The 24506-nt window shown below is 45.0% G+C and carries 20 protein-coding genes and 1 pseudogene; 19 read left to right on the plus strand and 2 right to left on the minus strand.

Features of this window, described 5'->3' with window-relative positions; translation table 11 throughout:
- Positions 1 to 32 precede the first annotated feature (32 nt).
- Together L4D05_RS06520 and L4D05_RS06525 are read left to right on the plus strand one after the other, a co-directional pair.
- Positions 33 to 1265 (plus strand): EAL and HDOD domain-containing protein, encoded by a 1233-nt coding sequence (locus tag L4D05_RS06520; RefSeq protein WP_428751914.1) that lies wholly within the window; start codon positions 33 to 35, stop codon positions 1263 to 1265.
- A 12-nt stretch (positions 1266 to 1277) separates the two neighbouring features.
- Entirely contained in the window at positions 1278 to 1766 is a 489-nt protein-coding gene (locus tag L4D05_RS06525; protein WP_428751825.1) for a YchJ family metal-binding protein, read from the plus strand.
- A 96-nt stretch (positions 1767 to 1862) separates the two neighbouring features.
- Here L4D05_RS06525 and L4D05_RS06530 read toward each other — a convergent pair whose 3' ends face one another.
- Together L4D05_RS06530 and L4D05_RS06535 are read right to left on the minus strand one after the other, a co-directional pair.
- Positions 1863 to 2063 (minus strand): DUF4250 domain-containing protein, encoded by a 201-nt coding sequence (locus tag L4D05_RS06530; RefSeq protein WP_428751824.1) that lies wholly within the window; start codon positions 2061 to 2063, stop codon positions 1863 to 1865.
- Positions 2064 to 2243: 180 nt separating this feature from the next.
- On the minus strand, positions 2244 to 2927 hold the full coding sequence (locus L4D05_RS06535) for a hypothetical protein (protein ID WP_428751823.1): 684 nt from the start codon (positions 2925 to 2927) through the stop codon (positions 2244 to 2246).
- Between the two features lie 200 nt (positions 2928 to 3127).
- Here L4D05_RS06535 and L4D05_RS06540 point away from each other — a divergent pair, with 200 nt between their 5' ends.
- The 17 genes and pseudogenes from L4D05_RS06540 to L4D05_RS06620 all read left to right on the plus strand — a co-directional run bounded on the left by L4D05_RS06540 (position 3128) and on the right by L4D05_RS06620 (position 24463).
- The gene (locus L4D05_RS06540) at positions 3128 to 5389 is read left to right on the plus strand and encodes a YgiQ family radical SAM protein (RefSeq protein WP_428751913.1); all 2262 of its coding nucleotides are present in this window, start codon (positions 3128 to 3130) and stop codon (positions 5387 to 5389) included.
- Positions 5390 to 5569: 180 nt separating this feature from the next.
- Positions 5570 to 5902 carry an STAS domain-containing protein gene (locus tag L4D05_RS06545; protein ID WP_265673466.1) on the plus strand — a complete coding sequence of 111 codons (333 nt, stop codon included), beginning with the start codon at positions 5570 to 5572 and terminating at the stop codon, positions 5900 to 5902.
- Between the two features lie 41 nt (positions 5903 to 5943).
- On the plus strand, positions 5944 to 6771 hold the full coding sequence (locus L4D05_RS06550) for an OmpA family protein (RefSeq protein WP_428793388.1): 828 nt from the start codon (positions 5944 to 5946) through the stop codon (positions 6769 to 6771).
- Positions 6772 to 6854: 83 nt separating this feature from the next.
- Positions 6855 to 8873: pseudogene (locus tag L4D05_RS06555) on the plus strand (SLBB domain-containing protein); the annotation flags it as partial.
- On the plus strand, positions 8873 to 9580 hold the full coding sequence (locus L4D05_RS06560) for a P-loop NTPase family protein (RefSeq protein WP_428751821.1): 708 nt from the start codon (positions 8873 to 8875) through the stop codon (positions 9578 to 9580). The pseudogene L4D05_RS06555 and the gene L4D05_RS06560, both read left to right, overlap by 1 nt.
- 160 nt (positions 9581 to 9740) lie before the next feature.
- Positions 9741 to 11321, plus strand: a complete 1581-nt coding sequence (locus L4D05_RS06565; RefSeq protein WP_428751820.1) for a sigma 54-interacting transcriptional regulator — start codon at positions 9741 to 9743, stop codon at positions 11319 to 11321.
- Complete coding sequence (locus L4D05_RS06570) at positions 11305 to 12375, plus strand: glycosyltransferase family 4 protein (protein ID WP_428793389.1); 1071 nt, start codon at positions 11305 to 11307, stop codon at positions 12373 to 12375. The genes L4D05_RS06565 and L4D05_RS06570 overlap by 17 nt, the downstream gene beginning before the upstream one ends.
- A gap of 222 nt (positions 12376 to 12597) precedes the next feature.
- The gene (locus L4D05_RS06575) at positions 12598 to 13830 is read left to right on the plus strand and encodes a glycosyltransferase (protein ID WP_428793390.1); all 1233 of its coding nucleotides are present in this window, start codon (positions 12598 to 12600) and stop codon (positions 13828 to 13830) included.
- The gene (locus L4D05_RS06580) at positions 13823 to 15001 is read left to right on the plus strand and encodes a glycosyltransferase family 4 protein (RefSeq protein WP_428793391.1); all 1179 of its coding nucleotides are present in this window, start codon (positions 13823 to 13825) and stop codon (positions 14999 to 15001) included. Before L4D05_RS06575 ends, L4D05_RS06580 begins: the two co-directional genes overlap by 8 nt.
- Positions 14994 to 16403: a lipopolysaccharide biosynthesis protein gene (locus L4D05_RS06585; protein ID WP_428751816.1), complete on the plus strand. Its 1410-nt coding sequence runs from the start codon at positions 14994 to 14996 to the stop codon at positions 16401 to 16403. The genes L4D05_RS06580 and L4D05_RS06585 overlap by 8 nt, the downstream gene beginning before the upstream one ends.
- A complete protein-coding gene (locus L4D05_RS06590) occupies positions 16404 to 17783 on the plus strand; it encodes an O-antigen ligase family protein (RefSeq protein WP_428751815.1) in 1380 nt (459 codons plus the stop codon).
- Positions 17784 to 17881: 98 nt separating this feature from the next.
- The gene (locus L4D05_RS06595) at positions 17882 to 18616 is read left to right on the plus strand and encodes an acyltransferase (protein WP_428751814.1); all 735 of its coding nucleotides are present in this window, start codon (positions 17882 to 17884) and stop codon (positions 18614 to 18616) included.
- Between the two features lie 52 nt (positions 18617 to 18668).
- The gene (locus L4D05_RS06600; protein WP_428793560.1) at positions 18669 to 19790 is read left to right on the plus strand and encodes a glycosyltransferase; all 1122 of its coding nucleotides are present in this window, start codon (positions 18669 to 18671) and stop codon (positions 19788 to 19790) included.
- Complete coding sequence (locus tag L4D05_RS06605) at positions 19787 to 21211, plus strand: GumC family protein (RefSeq protein ID WP_428751813.1); 1425 nt, start codon at positions 19787 to 19789, stop codon at positions 21209 to 21211. Before L4D05_RS06600 ends, L4D05_RS06605 begins: the two co-directional genes overlap by 4 nt.
- A 228-nt stretch (positions 21212 to 21439) precedes the next feature.
- Complete coding sequence (locus L4D05_RS06610; RefSeq protein ID WP_428793392.1) at positions 21440 to 22555, plus strand: glycosyltransferase; 1116 nt, start codon at positions 21440 to 21442, stop codon at positions 22553 to 22555.
- A gap of 74 nt (positions 22556 to 22629) precedes the next feature.
- Positions 22630 to 23811, plus strand: coding sequence for a glycosyltransferase family 2 protein (locus L4D05_RS06615; RefSeq protein WP_428793393.1), 1182 nt, complete (start codon positions 22630 to 22632; stop codon positions 23809 to 23811).
- A gap of 10 nt (positions 23812 to 23821) precedes the next feature.
- Complete coding sequence (locus L4D05_RS06620) at positions 23822 to 24463, plus strand: sugar transferase (protein ID WP_428793394.1); 642 nt, start codon at positions 23822 to 23824, stop codon at positions 24461 to 24463.
- Positions 24464 to 24506: the final 43 nt, after the last annotated feature.

A 24506-nucleotide genomic window follows, 5' to 3' on the forward strand; every position in this document is an offset into this window, starting at 1 on the left:
GTTGATACGTTTATGAGATCATGATGCCAAATTTGAAATACTCGTACATTGCCAGACAACCTATTTTAGATATCCAACAAAAAACAGTTGGTTATGAGTTACTCTTTAGGGATGGCCCAAATAATACGTTTCCTGATATCGACCCAGATATCGCCACTAACCGACTACTTTCGGAACATTTTCTGGCAACGCATTACAGTACGATTGGCGATAAACTTGGCTTCGTGAACTTTCCTTATCAAAGTCTGGTCAATCTGGTCCCAACCCTTTTCCCGAAAGACAATTTGGTGGTTGAGATTCTTGAAAGCTGTGAGCCGACACAAGAATTATTATTTGCAATCAAAAAGATGGCAAATGCGGGCTATACCATTGCTCTGGACGATTTCATTCCTAAAAAAGAATGGCTGCCTTTCCTGCCCTATATCTCTATCATTAAGGTTGATATTCGCCAGTTTTCCCTCGACAAAGCAAAAGCATTGATTGAAAAGTTGCAGCCACACAACATTACTTTTCTTGCCGAAAAAGTAGAGACCTATGAAGAGTTCGAACAGGCCAAGGCGATCGGATTCACGCAATTCCAAGGCTATTTCTTTAGCAAACCACAGTTGATACGACGTAAACAAATCAAGCCGTCGTTTTTAACAGTGGTTCAACTGTGCAAAGAAATTTCTAACCCTGATATTAATTACGATGAGCTTGAACGCTTGTTCTCTGTTGACGTGACGTTGTCATACAAACTACTCACATTCGTTAATTCATCCTATTTGATCCGAGCAGAAATTAAGTCATTTAAGCAAGCATTGGTCTATTTAGGAGACGATCGTTTACGCAAGTTTATTTCCTTAGTCGCCATTACATCAACGCAAGACGACAAACCAGACTCACTTTATAGCCTGTCGATACAACGCGCTCGATTTTGTGAACTCATCCTACAAGATTTAGATAGCAATATTGAAGATGGGCTTGGCTTTCTAACAGGTATGTTTTCTTTGCTAGATTCGCTGTTTGACCAACCTTTAGAAGAGCTAGTTCATAAAATGCCAATCAATAATCTGGTTAAGTCCGCACTGGTGATCAAGCAAGGTAAGCTGGGCGATATCCTTTGCTTAGTTAAAGCGTACGAAAGTGCTGACTGGTGCTCTGTCATCTCGATTCGCGACAAGTTACGACTGAATGATGATAGACTAGCAAAGCACTACGACGATGCGATAAAATGGACCGAAGATCTACTTACGATCGAATCTGAATATCACGCTCACGCTTAATCTGGACCAACTATGTCACTTTGCTTTTGTGGTAGCCAAGTAGATTTTTCTGCTTGTTGCCAACCCGTTCATCTCAACCCTCTTTTAGCCAATACACCAGAGCAATTAATGCGCGCGCGCTTTTGTGCTCATATGACAAAAAATGTCGATTTTGTTGTCGCAACCTATCATCCTAGCTGTCACGCTGAAAATGAACGAGCATCCATTGCCGAGTCTATCAATGAGCGTTGGACCAAACTTGAAGTGGTAAGTACCGAAGCGGGCACGAATCCAAATGAAGGGTATGTGACATTTAAAGCCTTTCTTGAGCAAGATGGGTTTGAACATTGCCTTTCAGAATGCTCTCGATTCCTGTTTGAAAACAACCAGTGGTATTACGTTGATGGTGAGCTAGATGACAGCATCGCCCCTCGTCCGCTTACTGTTGCGTCAAGCAAAGTAGCAAGAAATGATCCTTGTCCATGTGGTAGCAATAAAAAATATAAGAAGTGTTGCGGCTAGTTATCTCACACCGCTCATTATTTGTCCGATTCATACGTACTCAGCAATCAAGACGACTAAGGAAAACAGCACGTCAGCAACGTGCTGTTTTCAATGTTACCTCTGATAGGCCTTAAATTGATTAGTGAGCGGATCATACTGATAACCTAACATATCAAGCTTGCTTATCACGCCCTCGACATCCATCTCATACATGCAAACCAGTTCTTCAAAGGAGTCGCACTCTAAGCGCAGTTTCTCATTGACGATACCCAATAAAATAATACTGTCAAAACTACTTACATTACTCAAATCCATAGTCATACTCCCTAAAAAAGGCCAGTCTTTTTAAGACTAGCCTTTTTTAACCAAATAGACAGGTAGCTGTCACAGACCGTGACACGATTCACTCAAAGGCAACTACATCTACATCTACATCTACATCTACATCTACATCTACATCTACATCTACATCTACATCTACATCTACATCTACATCTACATAAAGGAATACAGTCTAAATAGCCCGACACAAGCAGAAAGCAAGCAGAAAAAAGCAAAACTTAGTTGGCGTTTTTCCGGTGCGGTATGGCGGATAAGGTGCCAGATCCAGCACACAATACCAGCCAACAACATCAAGAATGACATGAGTAATTCGATTAAATAGCCCTGTGCTACTTCTTCAGGCCAGTGATAGGCGTTGACTAAAAATACCAATGCAAACGCCATTGCCAATATCACACCAGTTAGAGGTAAGATTTTATGGAATGCTTGCAAGCGAGAACGCGCAATCACCAGCAGCAAGTGGGCAAACGCACAGCCGAGTAGCAGTCCAGAGATCAACAACGCAACGCCCTGCCCTAATGTGGCTTGGGAAGAAATAACAATGCCAGAAAATGCCAATCCAAAGCCATTCGCTAAATGGATAACCCAAAATGGCCCTTTATCTCTTGTTTTTCCGGTTTTCACTTTTGAGTAAAAATAGAAAATAGCGAAAACAACCAGAAATGCTTCTACTTTTAATGACGCAATAGCGAGCCACAAAAGGCCGATAGCCGGAAAAAGCTTATGGATACGACCTCGCTGCCCCGGACAAATATCGCCTTTGGCCAAAATGAGCGTAAGGATTAAAAGGGTGATCGTAAGGGCTGGTGCCAAAAGTGTTAATATTGCAGTAACCATAATTCCAAGTGATGACTGGGCTAAAAGTGCGCTGATAATATATCAGCTCAGCATAATTTACTATTCCCTCTCCGCGCTTTCCACTTACTGCTATAACCCTACAGGCTATATCCTTATAGACTCTAATGACAAAGTCATTAGTTTTGAAGTCTCTGAGTTAGGAGTATATAATGCGCGCCTCCAAAGTTAGAGGTCAACTCATGTACAACGACATAACCCCAATCCATGAAACCAAAAAATACTGGGCAGAATGCTTCGGTGTCGCTCCCTTTCTGCCAACAAGCAGAAAAGAAATGGACGCACTTGGTTGGGACAGCTGTGACATTATTATTGTAACCGGCGACGCTTATGTCGATCACCCTAGCTTTGGTATGGCGATCATTGGTCGTTTGTTAGAAGCGCAAGGCTTTCGAGTTGGCATCATTGCTCAACCAGAATGGCAAAATAAAGACGCTTTTATGACTCTCGGTCAGCCTAACCTGTTCTTTGGTATTACTGCCGGGAACATGGACTCCATGATAAACCGTTATACCGCGGACAAAAAGCTTCGTCACGACGACGCTTATACACCAAATAACGAGGGTGGCAAACGTCCAGACCGTGCAACACTAGTCTATTCTCAGCGCTGCCGTGAAGCCTACAAAGAATGCCCAATTGTACTCGGTGGCATAGAAGCTAGCCTACGTCGCATTGCCCATTACGACTACTGGTCTGACAAAGTCCGTCGTTCGGTTTTATTTGATGCGAAAGCGGACATACTGCTTTTCGGGAATGCTGAGCGTGCCTTGGTTGAAGTCGCTCATCGCCTGGCTGACGGAGAGGACATCGCCACATTAACCAACATTCGTGGTACAGCGATCAACCTTCCAGCAGAGCCTGAAGGTTATACCATCATCGATTCTTCTCGAATTGAGAAACCAGGTAAGGCGTTCGTACCACAAAACCCTTACGCCGTAGAGAGCAATTGCGACACCAATAAAAAAGAACCCGATGTCACGGTAGAAGCAAAACCGATCGCAATTAGACCATCACGACACGACTCCAAGACGACAGCAGTTCGACTTCCTCCGTTTGAAAAGCTGAACAATGACCGTATTCTATATGCGCATGCAAGCCGTGTCATGCACCTAGAAACCAATCCATATTCAGGTAGAGCGCTCATTCAGCGCCACGGTAATCGTGAATTATGGGTTAACCAAGCTCCTATTCCTCTCGCCACGGAAGAGATGGATTATGTGTTTAGCTTACCTTACGCACGTGTTCCACATCCAATGTATGGTAAGGCTAAAATTCCGGCATATGACATGATCAAAACGTCCGTCAATATCATGCGTGGTTGCTTTGGTGGTTGCTCATTCTGTTCTATTACAGAACATGAAGGTCGTATTATTCAAAACCGCTCAAAAGAGTCGATCATCGGAGAGCTCGAAGAAATCCGAGATAAAGTTCCTGGATTTACTGGCACTATCTCTGACCTAGGTGGCCCAACAGCGAATATGTATCGCTTAGGCTGTTCGGACCCTAAAGCTGAAGCGAACTGTCGTCGCCCATCATGTGTGTTCCCTGGAATCTGTAACAAACTCAATACCGACCATAAACACACCATCGATCTTTATCGATCGGCAAGAAAAGTTGATGGTATTAAAAAGGTGATGATTGCTTCTGGAGTTCGATATGACTTGGCAATTGAGTCACCAGAATACGTTCGCGAGTTGGTCACTCACCATGTCGGTGGCTATTTAAAAATTGCTCCTGAACATACAGAGAAAGCCCCACTGGATCTTATGATGAAACCAGGTATGGGTACCTATGACCGCTTTAAAGAGATGTTCGAGAAATACAGTAAAGAGGCAGGTAAGAAACAATATCTGATCCCTTACTTTATTTCAGCTCACCCTGGAGCAGAGGATGAGGACATGTTGAACCTTGCACTTTGGTTAAAGCGCAATGAGTTCGAGTGCGACCAAGTACAAAACTTCTACCCTTCTCCAATGTGTAACGCGACATCAATGTATTACTCAGAAACAAACCCGTTAAAACGAGTGAAATACAAGAAGCGTGAAGACGTACCTGTAGCAAAAGGGGAACGTCAACGTCGCCTACACAAAGCACTATTACGCTACCACGATCCGGCAAACTGGCCGATGATCAGAGAAGCCTTAACCAATATGGGCAAAGCCTACCTTATTGGTGATAAAGCAAGCTGCTTGGTCCCAGCTGAAGATGTCGATTCACAAACACCGGCACAAAGACGAAAGTCAGGACGTCATGGTGCAAACCGTTTTGCCACCAAGCACACCAAAGGGCAGCCGGATATCCGTACCGATAAACCAAGAAATAGCAAAGGACCAAAGGCATCAGGCGGTCGAAATAATGACAACCGCAGTAATGGTAGTCGTACCAATAATGCGCCGCACTCAGCAGGTAAACCTAACAAGAATCGCAAGCCACGAACGCGATAGAGGCTAAGTATACTCCGTCTACTCTCTGCATTAAAAAGCGCTTCTCATATTGAGACGCGCTTTTTTTATTTTGAGAAACCAACCTTTCTAATTGGTTAACTATCTGATAAGACGCACTTTAATAAACTGGCACAGTTGATGCTTTTTCAATATTGTCACCACACTTTCGAGGCAATAGACATGGAACTAGTTAAAGCAGAAACCAATAACCATACTCTACGAGTGCAGCTTTTTGGAGACTTTGATGCAAGAGGTAGCCGCGAAGCCCAGACTGAAATTGATAACATTATCCACAACGATTGGCATCATGAAGTCGAAGTAGACCTAAAGAAGGTCCACTTTATGGATTCTTCAGGCATCGGTGCTATTGTTTATTTGTATAAGCGTCTGATTGAACGTGAACGCATAATGAGAATAGAAAACGTCACGGGTCAGCCATTGCAAATCATGAAGTTATTAAGAATTGGGCAAGCTATCCCAGTCAACACGCACGTCAACAACGAATACTTATAACAACAGCGTTTGGCTTCATCACGTTGAGCTAGGAGTAATATATGGATATATTTTCTCACGTAAAAGTTGCCACTGTTTCCGCCGCTATTTTGCTGTTAGCGGCGTGTTCAAGCTACCCTGAAGAAGGAACGGGTGGCGTTGCAGAACAATACGCGGGTTCAGATTTTTCCCCCGTCATGCCAGATGAACCACTAGGCCCAGAGCACGGACTAAGATTTGATTGGAAACTCGCAAAGCTTCAGCTTGACTCACTCATTCGTGAGGGGGCGAGCTGGTGTTTCCCAGCCGCCGTATTACAAGCCCAAGAAAAACAAAATCGTATTGCGAGAGAACTAGAAGGTGGACTATGGATTGACGCCGCCAATGATATCGTTATTCAACGCAAAAAGCTTAATGACTTGGAACTACGTCTCGACTACGTTCGCTCACAAGCAGCCTGCGCACCCCCAATGCAAGGTGACGATTTCAACAACTTGATGCAAGTCGTCCAACAGATTTACGACCTTCTTAACGTTGATAATCAATTTGCCGTAGATTCAACGGAAATTAACCCAAAGTACATGGGGCACCTTGCCGAAGCGGCGAATATCCTAAAACGTCACACTTCTATTCGCCTTTCCGTAACTGGTCATGCCGATATTACTGGTAGCAGTGAACACAATGACAAACTCGCTTTAGGTCGAGCGCAGCAAGTTAAACGCTACCTGTCTATATTCGGCTTAAACCCTCAAAGAATTGATACCTATTCCCTAGGAGATGAATTGCCACTATATGAAGGTAATTCCGATGGTGTTCGCTTAACAAACCGCCGAGTCAGCATTGAAGTCCTTGCCGACGATGCCAGCAGCACTGCGATGGAGGCATTATAATGAAATCAATATTGGCTCCGGCTCTGTATTACCTAACCAGCTTGCTTCTTCTAGTATCATTGTCACTTCATGCTGAGACAAAACAAGTTCAAGTTGGTGACCTGATTCAAGTAGACTTACCCGGCGAGTCGACGCTTAATCGAGGCTTTCAAGTCGATAAGCGCGGTCGGATCTCACTCCCAGAAGTCGGGACTATTTTTGTCGCCGGCTACGATGAAGAACAACTTGCAACAACGGTAACCACCGCGTTATCCCAAGCCTTCCGTGATACAACGAATGCTAAGGTGTACATCGCTGAACGACAAATACTCGTATCCGTTCAAGGCTATGTGACATCTCCGGGCGAATATACTCTTCCCCACAATTCTAATATCCAAATGGCCTTGCACGCCGCAGGCGGTCTACGCTCTGGCGCACAGCTAAATAAGATGATTCTAAAAAGAGGCGCTGAACGTCAAGATTTTGATTACAAGCGTTTTCTTGATACAGGAGATGATAACAACCTGCCCACCTTACAATCACTTGATACGCTATTTGTTCCGGCCTCCCCACTCGTGGGCAACATAGAACAAGAGTTTGATCCCTCTAAACTCGCGGATGCTGGTGACAGTGCTGACGCAAAAAAAGCCATCAAGGTGTTTGGCGAAGTGAATGCGCCCGGTTCGTTTTCTTACAAATCTGGTACCGACCTTGTCGACATTCTTATGCGCGCCGGAGGCGTTACTCGCTACGCGGGTGTCGAACAAATTCGAGTCATTAGTAACAATGTCCCAATATTATTTAACCTTAAACGTTACTTAGACTCTGGCGATACCTCACAGCTTCCTCCGTTGGTTGCTGGCGCGACCATTTTTGTGCCAAAACAAGAAGAGGAAATCAAATCTGGAGCGAACACCGTTTATGTCATGGGTGAAGTTGCGAGTCCCGGTGCTTACGAAGGAAAGCGTGGCGCAACATTTATGGATATCCTTGCCAATGCAGGAGGACCAACTCGATTTGCGGAGTCACGTCAAATTAGAGTCATCAAAGCAAGCGGAAAGGTCGTTAAATTCGATATGACCGCTTTTACAGAAGGACTTAAAGGGAATAGAGCACCGGACATTGGCCCTGGAGACGCGATTTTCGTACCAGAAAAGACCGACATGAATGAAAAGTCATGGCTAAAAATAGCCCCTGACCGTGCGGTTAATGTTATTGGTGAAGTGGTGCGCCCTGGCCGTATCGAGTGGTCAGATGAAATGGATTTAATGGACTTATTGGCGCATGTTGGAGGTCCGACCCTGAGGGCTGATACGACAAAGATTGAAATCGCTAATGGTAGAAAAATGAAGGTTTTTGACCTTGATAAGTTCATTAAAAATGGCGCGCCTCAATCGGGACTGCCTTATATTACCGCAGGCACCATTGTTCGCATTCACGATCTACCGCAAGATCCGTCAGACAATAAATCACAATGGGTTAGACAAAGCTCAGATGCATCAATTTACGTATTTGGCCAAGTCAATGCTCCCGGCCGCTATCGATTCACAAAAGAGATGCACTTTCTTGACATTCTTTCGGCTGCTGATGGTCCAACCAAGGATGCAGATATACATAATATTCGCGTTACTCATCGCGATAAAACTTACGCCAAAGTGAGTAAGTTGAATCTCTCTCTATACTTTGAAACCGGGGATGAGTCCATACTACCTAATGTACTTCCGGGCGATACCATTTATCTTCCTGAAAAGGATAAAAACTGGCTTGATACACCGAAAGAAGAAACGGTAAGGGTACTTGGCGCCGTGAATAATCCCGGTCGTTATTCATTTAACGACAACATGACCATCCTAGATATTTTGGCAGAAGCTGGTGGTCCAAGTGATAAAGCCTACCTAGAAAAAATCAGTGTGGTCAATATGTCCTGCTGCCAAGGCCAAGCTCGATCTTTTGACCTGGTGTCATTTAGTAAAACTGCTGATATCAGAAAGCTCCCAGTACTTCGAGCTGGTGACACCATTTATATTCCTGATAGAAGAGACAGCTTAGCCGAGAAAGCGCGCCTTGGTCTTAGCGATATTCTAAAGCTAACCACCACCATTATTTTAATAGGAGCGCTATAATGACTATTCCGGCGACTCACTCAGAGATTGAAGAAATTTACCTCAATGCAGAGCTTCATCAATGTCGCTCCCTGTGCATTTCCGCTTGTAATGAAGAAGAAGGCACTTCGTCGATTGCCCAAGCATTAACTGAGCGTTATTTACTTGCAGGATATAGAACCTTGCTAGTCGACCTCAATATGCATCACCCGAGTTTATTGCCGCTCTCTCTAAATAGCAAAGATCATTCTGTAGAAGAGACTGACGAAGCGTGGGTACAGCACAATGCCTCGCCCCGTGTTTTTCTTGGTATTGCCGCTCCAAGCGACCCAGCGACTAGGCTCACCTACAAAGATCCCCGCTTATTACAACAAGAAGTCACTCATTGGTTAGAAGAGTATGACCGCGTGATCATTGACACTTCCCCCATTCTCAACGTAAACAAAAATAACATTCCTGCACCTTGTGTCGCCAATGCGTGCGATGGCACTATTTTGGTCGTGTTAAGTGGAGTGACCGTCATCAACCAAGTAGAGGATGCCATTACACGTCTCACTCAAGGCGAACGTACCCGTGTACTCGGCACCGTTCTAAATTATCAACACCAACCGTCTCTCGCTTCAGAGATCTGCCGAGAAATCGATCGATTCAGTTGGCTACCACAAACTCTCACTGCGCGCCTAAAGCGCTCAGTCAATAACAATCGCTTTTTGTCATTGTCTATTTGAGGATGTATCTACCATTAAGACTTGATAGTCATTTTTACAGTGCAACTTATGATTAAAACCTTAACCTTCATACTGTTACCGATAAAAAACATTAACAATGCTCAGTTTTCGTCTATGCTTAAAGTCATCAAGGATGAATAACAAGAACAAGGACTGAGACATGACTCCGAAAGTACTTCTCATAGAAGACTCGTCATCTCTTGCTGTACTCTATAAACAGTTTTTGAAAGATGAACCCTACGACGTCATTCATGTCGCGACTGGCGGTGAAGCAAAGCGCATGCTTGAACGCACATTGCCTGCCCTAGTTATTCTCGATTTGCAACTTCCAGATATGCAAGGTGAAGTGATATTAGAATGGATTGCAGAAAAAAACCTGCAAGTTCCTGTCATTATTGCCACTGCACACGGCAGTGTTGATATTGCGGTTCACTTAATACAGAAAGGGGCAAAAGACTTTTTAGAAAAGCCCATTCGAGCCGACCGTCTCAAAACCTCGATTAGCATTCATTTGAAGCAAGCAAAACTTGAGCACATGTTGGACGATATCCAACAACGTTTAGACCGACAGCATTTTCATGGTTTCATCGGTGCCTCACTGCCAATGCAGGGGGTATATAAGATTATTGATGCGGTCGCAAACACCAATGCCAGCGTCTTCATTATTGGTGAAAGTGGCACGGGTAAAGAAGTGTGCGCTAACGCAATACATAATGAAAGTGACCGTCGCGACAAACCATTTATTGCTATTAACTGCGGTGCTATCCCAAAAGATCTCATGGAGAGTGAAGTTTTTGGTCACATGAAAGGCGCATTTACAGGCGCGACAACCGATCGAAAAGGCGCAGCAACCCTCGCCCATGGCGGTACGCTATTCTTAGACGAACTGTGCGAGATGGATTTAGAGATGCAGAAGAAGCTTCTGCGATTTTTGCAAACCGGAACCTTTACACCTCTAGGTGGTACGAAAGAACATAAAGTCGATACACGCATTATCTGTGCGACCAATCGTGATCCCCTTCTCGAGGTCCAAGAAGGACGTTTCCGGGAAGACCTTTACTATCGGGTTCACGTGGTCCCTGTCCATATGCCTCCATTAAGAGAGCGGGGGCAAGATATCGTTACGCTTGCTGAACATTTCTTAAACCAGTATGCCAAGCAAGATAACCGTCGCTTCCAAAGTATTTCACAAGATGCCCAACGCTATTTTAAAAAATACGCGTGGCCAGGTAACGTGAGACAGCTTCAAAACATTATCCGCAATATTGTCGTACTTAATGACGATAAATCGCTTGGTGTCCAACACTTACCCCCTGAAGTGAAATCTGGTAGCCCCTCGGTTTCTCTGAGCGTTGTCTCACCGCAACATCCCTCAATCACCACTCCCCCTTCGCAAATACGCGAAGTTTCGTCAACAAACCATGATGTTGCAGCTAGAGACGTATTACCCAATGGTATCGAACGCCGTAAGTCTGATATTCACCACCCCGAGATGGAGCCAGAGCCTGTCTTTTCTCAGCAGCACACTGCAAGCAACGATGCCTCCTCATCAACATCAGACATTAGTAATAGCAATGGCATAAGACCAATGTGGCAAATAGAAAGGGAAGCTATCCAACAAGCTATTGATTTTTGTGATGGAAATGTCCTGAATGCAGCGGTATTGCTCGAACTCAGCCCATCTACCGTGTACCGTAAAAAGCAAGCATGGGAATCTGAGGAAGATGCCTATCAACAATAACGTTTGGCTTGTTTTAGACAGCAGCCAATTTGGCGGCATAGAAACGCATGTTCTAGAGCTTGCTAAAGGATTGAAGCACCACCAGCAAAACGTCGTTGTGGTCATATTTGACCAGTACGACGAGTCACCACCTTTAATTGAAAAACTCAAACAACATCAAATTGCTACGCTAATACTCAGTACCCACTACCCCAACGTTCCAATATGGCGACAGTTACACTGTGCGATTCAGCAGGCAACCGCGTCATCAAATACCCCCGCAGTCATCCACTCCCACGGTTATAAAGCCAACATTCTAGCGAGGGTTACTCGCGTTTGGGGCCGTTACCACAACATCGCTTTTGTCGCCTCATTCCATGCCGGCGAGACCCCATCGGGCAAAGTTCGGCTATATGACTGGTTAGACCGTTATAGTTCAGTCTATAACCATTTGCGTATTGCTGTCAGTGAAGCAATATTGGCAAAGCTACCTCGTAGACAGGATGCAGCACTGGTTAATAATTTTGTTCCACTTCAGCCTGTTCAATCGCATTGCCACAACCGAATCGCTTTTGTTGGGCGTCTGAGTGAAGAAAAAGGACCGGATCGCTTTCTAGAGATCGCAGCATCCTGCCCAAGTGGTCACTTCGATATTTATGGAGACGGGATCATGCTATCGCAGCTGCAAGATAATGCTCCGTCCAACGTGACATTCCATGGCCAACAAAAAACCATGGATGTAGTGTGGGAGCGCATCGATCTACTGCTCATTACCTCCCGATTTGAAGGGTTGCCCATGGCCGCATTAGAAGCCATGTCTAGGGGCATACCCGTGATGAGTTTCCCGCTAGGGCAACTGCCCACATTAATTGAAACCGGCAAGAATGGCTGGATTGTCGAATCCAATCTAGAAATGGTGACCGCACTCAATAGATGGCTAGAAATGCCAGCTAAACAGCGCCAACGGCTCAGCCAAGCGGCTCATCGACAAATTCAACAGCACTACTGTACTGACATTATCATTCCACAATTACTTGACCTATACCAACACGCCTCACCAGAAACATCACTGTAGTATTGAGAGCAATAAACCATCGGTTTTCTGTATTTAACTCTGCTCTCAAGCGAACCCACTCACATTGCAAACTGATTCCTATATTGAGAATCCCTGTCACTCGTCCTTAAACGCACGCCAATCAAATTATAAGTAATTGTTTTAAATCACATATTTTATTGGCATTGCAATTGCTCTAGTAAAGTATCGATTGAACTATTGCTGAATGATTGTGAGGCCAATATGAAAAACATCTTGTATGTCCACTTTGGAGAAAATTGGATTCGTGGTAGTGAGCAATGCCTCATTCAGCTCATCGACCACTTAAACATGGCGGAGTATCACCCTGTTGTTTGGACGAATAACCGTACTCTTAACGATCTACTGGCGACACACTCCATTGACTCCCAACTGGATAACTTCACCCTACTAATGGGAGGATACCAACCGAATTTCAACGTCAAAAACTGGTTCCAACTCATCAGTAAAGGGATCGCGCTCATTAAGCAATTCAACATTGATGCTATTCATGTCAACAGTGGCGCACCATGCCAATGGATGAACCTCGTCGCCAAGGTAACGGGTACACCTTTGGTCACCCAGCTACACTCCGACTATATTCTACGCGATCGTTTTTGGCTTGGATTACATCTCTCACCACGAGTCGTGACTGTAAGCCATGCCATCTCTAAAAACCTGCTTGCTGACGGCTTCCCAAAAGATCAACTTGATGTGATTCACAATGGTATACCTAATACCTCCGCCTCAGAGACTGCACCAGAACAGTATCAAGAACTGCCGTCATCGTGGGTAAAACAGGAACTTCAACTCCCTGATGACACACTTCTATTTGCAACGGTAGGTTCTCTTATTCACCGCAAGGGCGTCGATCGGTTGCTACATGCTTTAGCTCGACTTACTCCCCACTACCCGAACTTGCACTTGGTAGTTATTGGCGATGGGGAATTAAGGCAAGCGCTGCAATCCCTCACTATGCACCTTCGCATCGAAAATCATGTCACTTTCGTTGGTGAACAATCCAATGTCTCGCAATGGCTGATCGGGGGTGTCGACGGTTTTATCAGCGCAGCTCGAGAAGAAGCATTTGGCCTGGTTATCGCCGAAGCAGCCTTAGCTAAGTTGCCCATTATTGCCCCAAACACAGGCGGTATCCCAGAATTTGTCACCCACAATACCAGTGCTCTTCTCTTCGACAATCAAGGTGACGATGAGCTCTTAGTTCAGTGGTGCCGACTCATTGATGAGTTTCCAAGCTTATCTCCGACGCTAGCCGACCATGCTTATAGCTATGTGTCTAAGCACCTCAGTGTAGAAACTAATACCCGAGCGATTGAGCATATCTACGACAAAGTAATCAAAAACCAAGCTCAGGAGAGTGTGTCTCTTTTTGCAGCATTAAGACCGCTAAAAACGTATATTCAGCGTCGTTGGATAGGAGGTGTCCGTCATGTCTAATTTGAATCCAGTCCCTGACAGCAAGTCTACACCAAACCGCCACGCGGTGATCTTTGATCCAATGCCTTTCCATGGTGGTTCAAAGGTCGCCACTCAAGCCATTCTCTCAGTTTGTGATGAGCCTGATTTTTCAGTCAGCGTTATTACCGCTCACCCTCGAGGGTGGCAAGAGTATGCTCGAACTGAGGGAAAGGAAATCAAAATACTCACTATTCCTTTTTCATCTTGGATGTCGTCGATCACGGGGCGAGTGTTTTATTTAGTACTGCTATTTCGCCTATGCTTGTGCATGGCTTATCTCACTTGGCTACCCAAGGCTACCTTACTAATAGGGACAACTCAGCCAGGGTCGGACATGGTACTTTACCTGCTCAAAACCCTACTTAAACTGCCGATTATTCAATTCATCCACGGACCGGTTGGAAATTCTCGCTCTGTCGCATGGTGCCTAAAACAAGCTGACCAGATTTATTACTTAGAAAGCACAAAAGCCTCTATTCAGCTCGCATTATCGATGCTAAATGATGGCACTCAACTTCGCCATATTAATACGACACCATTCATTAATGGGCTCAGCGTATCGCAATGGCCAAGTCTTCGCCAACAATCTCAAGCACGAGTATTTTGGGCAGCATCACTGCTAAAATGGAAAAACCTCGACCTTCTTACGGCTGCAATAAAGAGCATGAGTTGCCCTGTTGAAGGCGATATTTGTTACATCAAACCTAGTTCAATGATATCGCAACACGATCAATGCGCCGCCCCTCAGCCAGTGCCGACACTAAGTTGGCACGAGCAACCAGACAATCTTGATGATATTCGCAAGCAGTGCAGTATTTTCGTCTCCACCAGTACCCATGAGCCTTTTGGTCTTTCAGTACTTGAAGCGATGGCGACGGGCTTATGCCCTGTCATTCCAGAAGACGGCGCGTACTGGGACCAAGTACTCACCGATAACGTTGATTGCTTGAAGTATCAACCAAACAATGCACAGTCTCTTGCAGATAAACTTGTGTTACTCAGTCAGTCGCCACTGTTACGCGAAGAAATCAGTATTGCAGCATTAGAGAAAGCTCAAAACTACCGTGCCGATATTTGTTATCACGATGCCGCTCATTCAATTTCGATACTTTCTCAACCAATGTGCCTACGAGAAAGTTCTCATGAATAAGTCGTGGCAACACTTCATCACTTATGGCTTTAGCATTGTCGTGACACGAGGGCTTTCACTCATCATGCTGCCGTTCATTACTCGATATTTGGCGCCAGAACAAATTGGTAAGCTTGAACTACTGGCAACAATTAGCGTATTTGTTGGCTTATTCATTACCTTTTGCCTTCATGAAGCCCTTTATCGATATGCTGGTCACTTTACCTCTGTAAAAAAACAATACGTAATCGCTAATCGACTCTTTAGTTTATCGTGCTTAGTAGCCGCTATTATCGGTCTACCACTTTGTTTGTTAGCGTTTACTCTAGACCACCAGCTTCTGTCTCCTATAACGCATAAAGAACTGCTACTGGTATTAGTGAGCGTACTCTTTACTGGACCACTCTCTGTCTCCACTGCTTGGCTTCGAATGCAGGACAAAGCTCGCTCATTTTTCATCATTAGTGCAATCGCCAGTCTCATTCAAGTCATCTGGATCGTTATAGCGCTCAATCTACACGCAACAGTGGGTGCCATTCTTTGGGCAGGCCTGGTGGCGACATTATTCCAAATGGTGGCGCTACAAGTCGCAAACCAGTTTCGTTTGCGAAAAATGCCAAGTTCACAGGTGAAACAGTACCTTATTTACAGCCTACCCATTGTCGGTTCAGGCCTTGTTGCCTTTGGCCTAAGTGGTGCGGAAAGATGGATACTCGCGGCGAATACATCACTACTGGAACTTGGGCTATACGCCATCGCGGCTAAATTTGCGCTTGCCATGTGCCTATTAGTTCAGCCTTTCGGTATGTGGTGGATGCCAAAACGATTTCAGATGATTAAAGAACAAGGCCGCACGGCAGTCATCAGAATATCGCAAGCCGGACTCATCTATATTTTTATGCTTGTCGCAGCGATGAGTTATGCTGCCCCGCTGTTTATTTCAATCGCGTTGCCCATCGACTACGAGCCTGCCATCACTTTCATCGTTCCCGCCCTTATGATCGCCATGTTCAAGGAAATGGGTGAAATCACTAACATCGGCATTCTTTATCGCAAACAGACTCAACACCTATTCACCATCAACTTAATCAGTGCCGTCGTCGGCGTTTCTAGCGCTTTTTTTGCAGGCCAGTGGGGAATAATCGCCATACTAACGGTCCTATCCCTAGTGGGCATTGGACGGTTTGTCGCTATTAGTATCGTCAGTCACCGTTTGTACCGTCTCTATTATGACTGTGGTTCATTACTTGCTTTAGCTACGCTATCCATAAGTTTTTGTTTCCTGTCCATCTATGTACAGGACATGACGACTCGCTTGCTCATGAGCGTCCTCTCACCTATTTTTATTCTATTAACCGCATTATTGCTGCAGCGTTTTGCATTAACCCAACTGCCAACCCTACAGCAGCAGAGTGAGCCTTAAATGACAACAACGCATGCTAACCCAACCGCAAAACATGGTTTGCTCAGCCTTGGGGTTACCTTGTGCGTTGGCCTTATTTGGTGGTTCATTCCTCACCCGGTATTGGGGCTAGCACTCAGTTTATTGCCCATAGCAATTTTATTTGTTCTTAGTCAAACCTTTTGGCTCGTGACCCTCTTCATTGTCTTTTCATTTTTCCGAATCCATGAGGTTTTCCCGGTCCTTTACCCTTTAAAGTTCCCACTAATACTGTCTGCAGGGGCACTTGGTGCTTTACTTTGGCATACGCTCATCAGCCAGCAAGTCAAACTCTATTGGCACCAAACCTATATTTGGCTGCTTGCCTTTTGGGGACTGGTCATTGTCGGCGTGATTCTCGCAGCCAATAGAGGAGTCGCTCTGGCTATGTTCAATGGCACCTATTGGAAAATCATGGTCATGACATTGGCGGTATCGTGGCTTATCACGTCTCCCAAAGAGCTGTCTCGCTTCTCTTTTTTGATGGTAACTTCTGGGTTACTCGTGGGTTGCGTTGCCTTGTTTAATTCCGTTAACGGTATTGGGTTGGTTGAAGGCTCACGTGTAACTATTGGGCGAGATTTTGGCTCTATGCTTGGCGACCCAAACGATCTCGCGTTAGTGCTAATGTTCCCACTGGCGTTTTCTGTCGGCGCTGCGACGACAAAAGGGATAGGTGGCTTTTTTCGTACTTTTTCTTTCATTACCTCTATCGTGTTGTTGCTCGCCGTTATCGCGACTCAAAGTCGTGGAGGGTTGCTTGGCTCAATGTCCGTATTCGGAGTCTATGCTTGGCGACTTATTCAATCTAAAACCTTATTCTTTTCTATCGGCGGAATTGCCGCACTTGTTTTATACGCGGTTGCCGGTATCTCTGACCGCGCTTCTGGCGGTTCGGAAGAAGCTGGGATTGATGCGTCCGCAATGGGGCGGCTGTATGCGTGGGAAGCGGCTTATAAAATGGCACTAGATAATCCAATCTTTGGTGTAGGTTTGGATAATTTTTATTATAACTATTTTTTCTACAGCCCCCATTGGGATGGCGTCAATCATGCGGTTCACAGTACATGGTTTGGCGTGTTAGCCGAAACCGGTTTTTTAGGTCTAGGGCTATTCATCATGTTTATCTATTCTTTAGTAAAATGCGCTCGCCAAACCCTTCAGACCATCGATAGCCAAATCGATGTTCCCCCTTATCTTTTATCAATGGCACTCGCCGTCTACAGTGGATTAATCGGCACCATCGTTTCTGGTACCTTTCTTACTCAAGGCTTCAATTGGCCTATTTATCTCCTCGCTGCACTCACTATCGCCGTGTCACAAATTGCTTCTCAATTTGAGAATGCTCATGAACACCAATAACAACAGTTCGTAAGTAACTGTTTTAAAACAACTAAAATAGTTGGCTCGCTTCTTGTAATTCTATGAAGACCTCTAGCTTTTTGACAAGGACTTCAAAGATGAACGCCACTACTTCATTTGATTTTAAAACTTGGTTACGCTCGCACCCGAATCCTAAAATGCAAAAGCTGTTTGTCTTTTTGAAAAAAACACGAGCAGCTGGCCTCCCAACACCAAGGTTCTACAATAAAGTCCTCTATGCGGTGGTGACCTTATGTCGCAATAGTATTGAGACCTTCACTCGTTTAGTTATTTATACGCCGGCATTCAAAGGGCGTATCGCCAGCTACGGCCACTCATTGTATCTTTATAGTGGCCTCCCCCTTATTACCGGGCCACTGACCATTGAATTAGGTAACGAATGCCGGGTCTCTGGCCACACAACATTCAGCGGTCGAACCACTCCCCACCCTGATCCTCAGGTACAACCCAAACTGCTAGTGGGTAGTAATGTCGACATTGGTTGGCAAGTCACGATTGCCGTATCAGAGCTGGTTGAAATTCAAGACAACGTGAGAATTGCGGGTCGTTGCCAGCTATTTGGTTACTCAGGACATCCTCTCAACGCAGAAAAACGTGCATTAGGCGATCCTGATGAAGACCACCGTATCGGCAGTATCATTCTTGAAAAAGATGTTTGGCTAGCTACAGGCGTCACCATACAACCTGGAGTGACTGTCGGCGAAGGCACAATTGTCGCTGCTGGAAGCGTCGTCACCCATGACTTACCTTCAAACGTGATTGCGGCGGGTAGCCCAGCAAAGGTAGTCAAATATATCAACCAAGATCAGTAATGGATCAGCGCAAGTGAATAGCCGTCGTTGCCACTCAAGTAAGGAAATAATGATGAGAGATCTGATTGTATTTGGGGAAGATTTTGGTGCTCTGCCGTCAAGCACGCAGCACTTGGTCAAGCGTCTAGCCAAGCAAAGAAAAGTGCTGTGGATCAACTCAATTGGCTTACGTCAACCCCGTTTTAGCCGCCACGATCTTCACCGAGCGGCGAACAAACTTCTTGGCAAAGACAAGTCTCATCAACTTGATTTAGATACTGAAACGGTGCCGAATTCGATAACAATCGTTAACCTCATTACCATACCCGCGCCTCGTTCAATGGTCGCAAGAAAGCTGGCCGCAAACCTAATGGCTTATCAGCTTCGTCCCATCATCAATAAGTTATCATTAAATAACGCGCTCGTATGGACGTCGCTTCCAACCGCGGTTGACGTCTGTCCACTACTAGGAGACTACCCTGTTGTTTACTATTGCGGCGATGATTTTGGTGCGCTTGCCGGTGTTGACCACCGCACCGTGTTGGAACACGAGGAGAGACTGGTTGCCAATGCAAACATGATCATTACGGCAAGCGAAAAATTACTAAGCAAGTTTCCAGACTCTAAAACGAATGTCTTAAACCATGGTGTTGATTGCGGAAAATTTTCCACTCCTGCAATTAGAGCTACCGATCTTCCTAATAATAACCGTCCTATTGCTGGCTTTTATGGCAGCCTGTCCGATTGGTTGGATTATCCACTGTTGAATGACGCGATCCGAGCATTGCCCCATTGGGACTTTGTCTTTATTGGGCAATTAGAGTTAGATAGCTTTCCTATCATTCAAGCCGATAACGTCCACTACCTTGGACCTCGCCCTCATTCGCAATTACCTAGCTATAGCCAGCACTGGACGGTCAGCCTACTGCCCTTTGTGTTGAACGAACAAATAATCGCATGTAATCCACTCAAACTTAAAGAGTATTTAGCCTCTCGACGCCCGATCGTAACCAGTAACTTTCCTGCACTCGAACCTTACCGCGAGCACGTGAACGTCGTCCATGACTCTGCGTCACTGATAGAGGCACTAAAACGTCTTGAGTTACACTCCGCAGAGTTGCCCAAAGGGATTGTAGACAGCGAAAGTTGGGATCAGCGAGTCATAACACTAGAGCGTTATTTGGAGGTGATATGAGTGAATTAAAGCTGCGCCTTCTCATTATTTTCACCGCGGCATGGCGACGACGTTATGCCATCGCGATTCCAATATTGGTCATGCCATTTATTGCCTATGCGATTGCCACTTTAGCGCCATTAAAATACAAAGCTCATACCAGTATGCTGATTCAAGAAACAGCAAAAATGAATCCGTTCCTTGAAGATCTTGCCGTGTCTACCATGCTCAAGGATCGCATCGCTGCCTTAAAAACACTGCTCAACAGTCGCCACGTTTTATTATCTGTTGCCGCTGACCTCGGGCTAACCAATGATCAAATGCGCCCAGAAGAAGTGGAACAAGTCATTAATAAAATGTCTGCAAGCTTGATGGTGACACAACTCAGCAAAGATTTTATCAAAATCGAACACACCGCCTCACGACCTGAAGGCATGCAAGCGATGCTCGAAGCCGTCAGTGTCCACTTTATAGAAGAGTTACTTGCGCCAGAGCGCTCATCCATTCGTGATTCCAGCGAGTTTCTCGCCATACACATAGACAAACGACAAGAAGATCTTGATTCAGCAGAACAAGCACTGGCTGATTATTACAACCAGTATTCATCTTCAACACCCGAGATGCAAAATGAGAACCTTAGCCGCCTAGCCTCTTTACGCCAAACCCTCGCGGAAAAAGAAGCTGAGCTATCTGGTGTAGAAAAAAGTCTCGGGACGCTAGACCAACAGTTATCTAAAACCAACCCTATTGTCGGAAAGATTGAAGAACAAATCATAGAAACCCGCAGTGCCCTCACGCTACTCAAGGCGAAATACACCAATAGCCACAGCGCTGTGCAAGCGCGGGAGAGAGAACTCGATAGACTCGAGCAGGAAAGAACCTTACTTCTCAACTCAGAGCAATCCAGCTTAGATAATGATCAACTATGGGACATTGCCAATGCTTCTGTCAGTACGCAAGCAAGTGAGCTACAACCACTGCTTATTACGCAATTGCTGAGTCTGCAAGTCGTCAGAAGTCGCTACGAGTCGCTAAAACAAGAGACTGGCAGCTTAAAACGAATGATAAACGACCTCTCTGATACAGCCCAAAACTACGGTAGTACAGCAAAACAACTGTTAAAACTACAACGAGACGTGGCGTTAAAACGCCAGCTATATGACGAGCTGGTCGAGCGTTACGAAATGGCTCAATTAACGGGTTCGCTTGGGGTCTTTGAACAAAACAAACGAGTTAAAATTATTGACCGCCCTTTTACCCCTAGTGCCCCAGTCAACATTCCACCGATTGTTTTCCTTTTGGCTGGGATTTTTGCTGGGTTAGCACTTGGTATAGGTATGGCCATCGTCTTAGAGCTTTTTGATACCACCATTAGACGTAGACAACAACTCGAAACGATATCAGGTGTTCCACTCATCACAGCTATACCAAAATTTGAATAGCGTGTTTATCTCGCTTCAAACTGATTCTCAATTTAGGAACTGGCTACCACAACACCTGGGATGGTTTTAACTCACTGAAATAAGGTTATTTAATTTTTGGCATGAGGAATGCAATAACTATTTATCAATGATTGAAAACCCAAATTATCAACTATCAGATACTCAAACATCCACATTCCCCTCCCTTAAGGATGAGTGCAGGACAAGTTAGACATAAAGGAGAACACCATGAAAACGTCGCCTCTGATTGCCCACAAAGGTAAAGGATCCACTTTAAAAGTCATTCATGTTGTACAACATATGGCACCCGGTGGCCTTGAGACCATGGTCCTAGAGCTATTAAAGCAAGCTAACGATACCGAACGCGTTTTTATAGTAAGCTTGGAGGGTGAAATGGAACAAGCACTGGAACATTGGCCAAAGCTACGTCCATACCGCTCACATTTATTCTTTCTTGCTAAACCATCAGGCACTCAAATCACCTTAGTAAGAACGCTTTCGCGTCTGTTTAAAGTTCTGTCACCTCAAGTTGTTCATACTCACCATATAGGCCCACTTCTATATGGCGGTATCGCGGCAAGACTCGCTAAAGTACCGATTCGTATTCACACCGAACATGATATGTGGCACCTCAATTGCGAAAAGCGTCAGAGCGTAGAAGGCCTTGCACTTAAACTGGTGAAACCCATCTTAGTGGCAGATGCGTGTGGTGTACAACAACAGCTTATCGAGCTATTCCCCAACACTGAACCGCTGCTCATCAAAAATGGCATCGACTGTGACCGTTTCATACCTGGCGATCGTCTAAGCGCCCGTAGAGCACTCAACTTACCGGCTCATCCTATGATGATTGGTACTGCGGGTAGATTAGAAACCGTCAAGGGTCAGGTCTTTTTGCTCAAAGCATTAGCTCGAATGCCTAAGCACATCCACTTAGCAATTGCAGGAATTGGTTCACTCGACACCGACTTGAAACAACTGTGCCATAAGCTTGATATTCAAGACCGCGTCCACTTCCTTGGTCTCGTCGACCAAATGCCAACATTTTATCAAGCCCTAGACGTTTTTTGTTTACCGTCTTTGCAAGAGGGCTTTCCTCTATCACCGTTAGAAGCGCAAGCATGCAATATTCCAGTTGTCGTTACTGATGTTGGCGCCGCAAAAGAAACATTGTGTCCCCTATCAGGGGTAGTAACTGAACCCCAAAACGTCACTTCGCTTATTGATTCTCTCACTCTTACCCTTCAAACCAAGCATTTATTTTGTCCTCGGGATTTTGTCGTAGAAAACAATGATGTGAGAGCAATGAGCCAAGCCTATCGCAATCTGGTATTCAAGGCTTAGCGTTATACCCCAAGATTATGGCAGTCGATGTCATTCACAAATTTAGTAAAACAGCATTGCATAGGAGCAATTCAATGGACGGAATCTGGTTAGGTATATTTTTGATATGTGCGGCGCTCATCATTTACCATCATGCTGGCTACCCTTTGCTACTACGTTGGTATTCGAATAAACATCCGCTCAAAGCCGTGGCGTCGTCAAACCGCGGCTATCGCGAACAGAATAAAGACCGCGTCCTACCTAGCATTACCATTTTGATGCCGGCGTTTAATGAAGAGTTGTGGATTGCGGAAAAGATTCGAAACATCGCCTGCCTTGATTACCCCCAAAGTAAGCTTCGTGTACTCATTATTGCCGACGGCTGTACTGATAACACTGTACACGTAGCAGAATCGACGATACAGGAAGCGATATGTTCGGAAGCACATTTTGAAGTCATCGCCCACGAGAAGAACCGCGGTAAAGTCGCCATATTAAATCAAATATTACCCTGTATCTCTTCCGACATTACCGCGATCACCGATGTGTCATCACTTATCTCGATCGATGCTCTCGTTATTGCAGCTAAACAATTTGGTGACCCAGAGGTTGGAGTGGTGAATTCTACCTATCATCTACTCAATAAAGAAAGCAGTGAAGCGGCATACTGGCATTACCAAAATCAGATCAAGTATCGAGAAACGACATTGGGCTCCACTATCGGCAGTCACGGTGCACTGTACTTTATCCGTACAGCCCTATTCGAAGCACTGCCCACTAATGCCATTAACGATGACTTCCTCATTCCAATGCACATCGTGCACAAAGGGTATCGCGCTGCCTATTCACCTGACATGAACGCCGTTGAACTAGAAGCGACCCGAGCTGGGGATGACTTCAAACGTAGGATCAGAATTTCTGCAGGTAACATGCAGCAGGTTGTTCAGTTATTTGACTTATTTTCCCCACGTTTTAAGGGGGTCGCTTTTGCCTTTTTCTCAGGAAAAGGACTAAGACTACTTACACCTTACTTAATGATTATCTGTCTCATAACATCGGGTTTATTGAGCCAACACCTTTTGTTTCTATGCTTTTTCGTTGCTCAAATTGCGATCTACAGCTTAGCCGCTTTAGCCTATTGCTTCCCGTATTTACAACGTACTAAACCCTTACAGCTTTTAACGTATTTGGTCGTTGGTCACACTGCAAATTTCATTGGTGGCTTGCGCTACCTGCTAGGACTTGAAAACGGAAAATGGAAGCGTATCTTACGCTAGGAGAATTACCATGAAAAATAACACCTATGAAAAGCCAACCATTCGCATCGCTAAACGTATCTTCGATTTAATTGGCGCAAGTATCGGTGTGGTAATCTTAGCGATTTCCTTTCTTCCCGTTGCTATCGCGATAAAGTTAACGTCTAAGGGTCCGGTTTTTTATCAGCAATTAAGAGTCGGTAAGTTTACGCCGACAAAAGTTGACCTCATTCACGTCCTTAAATATCGCACCATGTACATTGATGCGGAGAGCCGAAGCGGCGCAACGTGGGCGACGGAAAATGATCCGCGAATAACGCCAGTTGGGCGATTTTTAAGAAAAACTCGACTCGATGAGTTGCCTCAGTTCATTAATGTCATCAAAGGCGATATGTCTTTAATTGGACCAAGACCTGAACGCCCTGATTTCTATACCAAGCTTGAACAAGATATCCCATTTTTTACCGAGCGAACCTATGATGTTTTACCCGGTATTACGGGGTTAGCACAAGTCAACCAAGGTTATGATACCTGTGTCGACGATGTAAGAAGAAAGGTAGGATTTGATCACAGCTACGCGTTATCGCTATCATCATTTAAAACATGGTTCATGACCGATGTTCATATCGTCATTAAAACATTGAAGATCATGGTTGATGGTCGTGGCCGTTAAGCCGTTAAGGATAACTAATCCTGTGGCTACAAATATAAAAAAT

Origin of the sequence: Vibrio nomapromontoriensis (assembly GCF_050337205.1) — a bacterium.
GTDB classification, from domain to species: domain Bacteria; phylum Pseudomonadota; class Gammaproteobacteria; order Enterobacterales; family Vibrionaceae; genus Vibrio; species Vibrio nomapromontoriensis.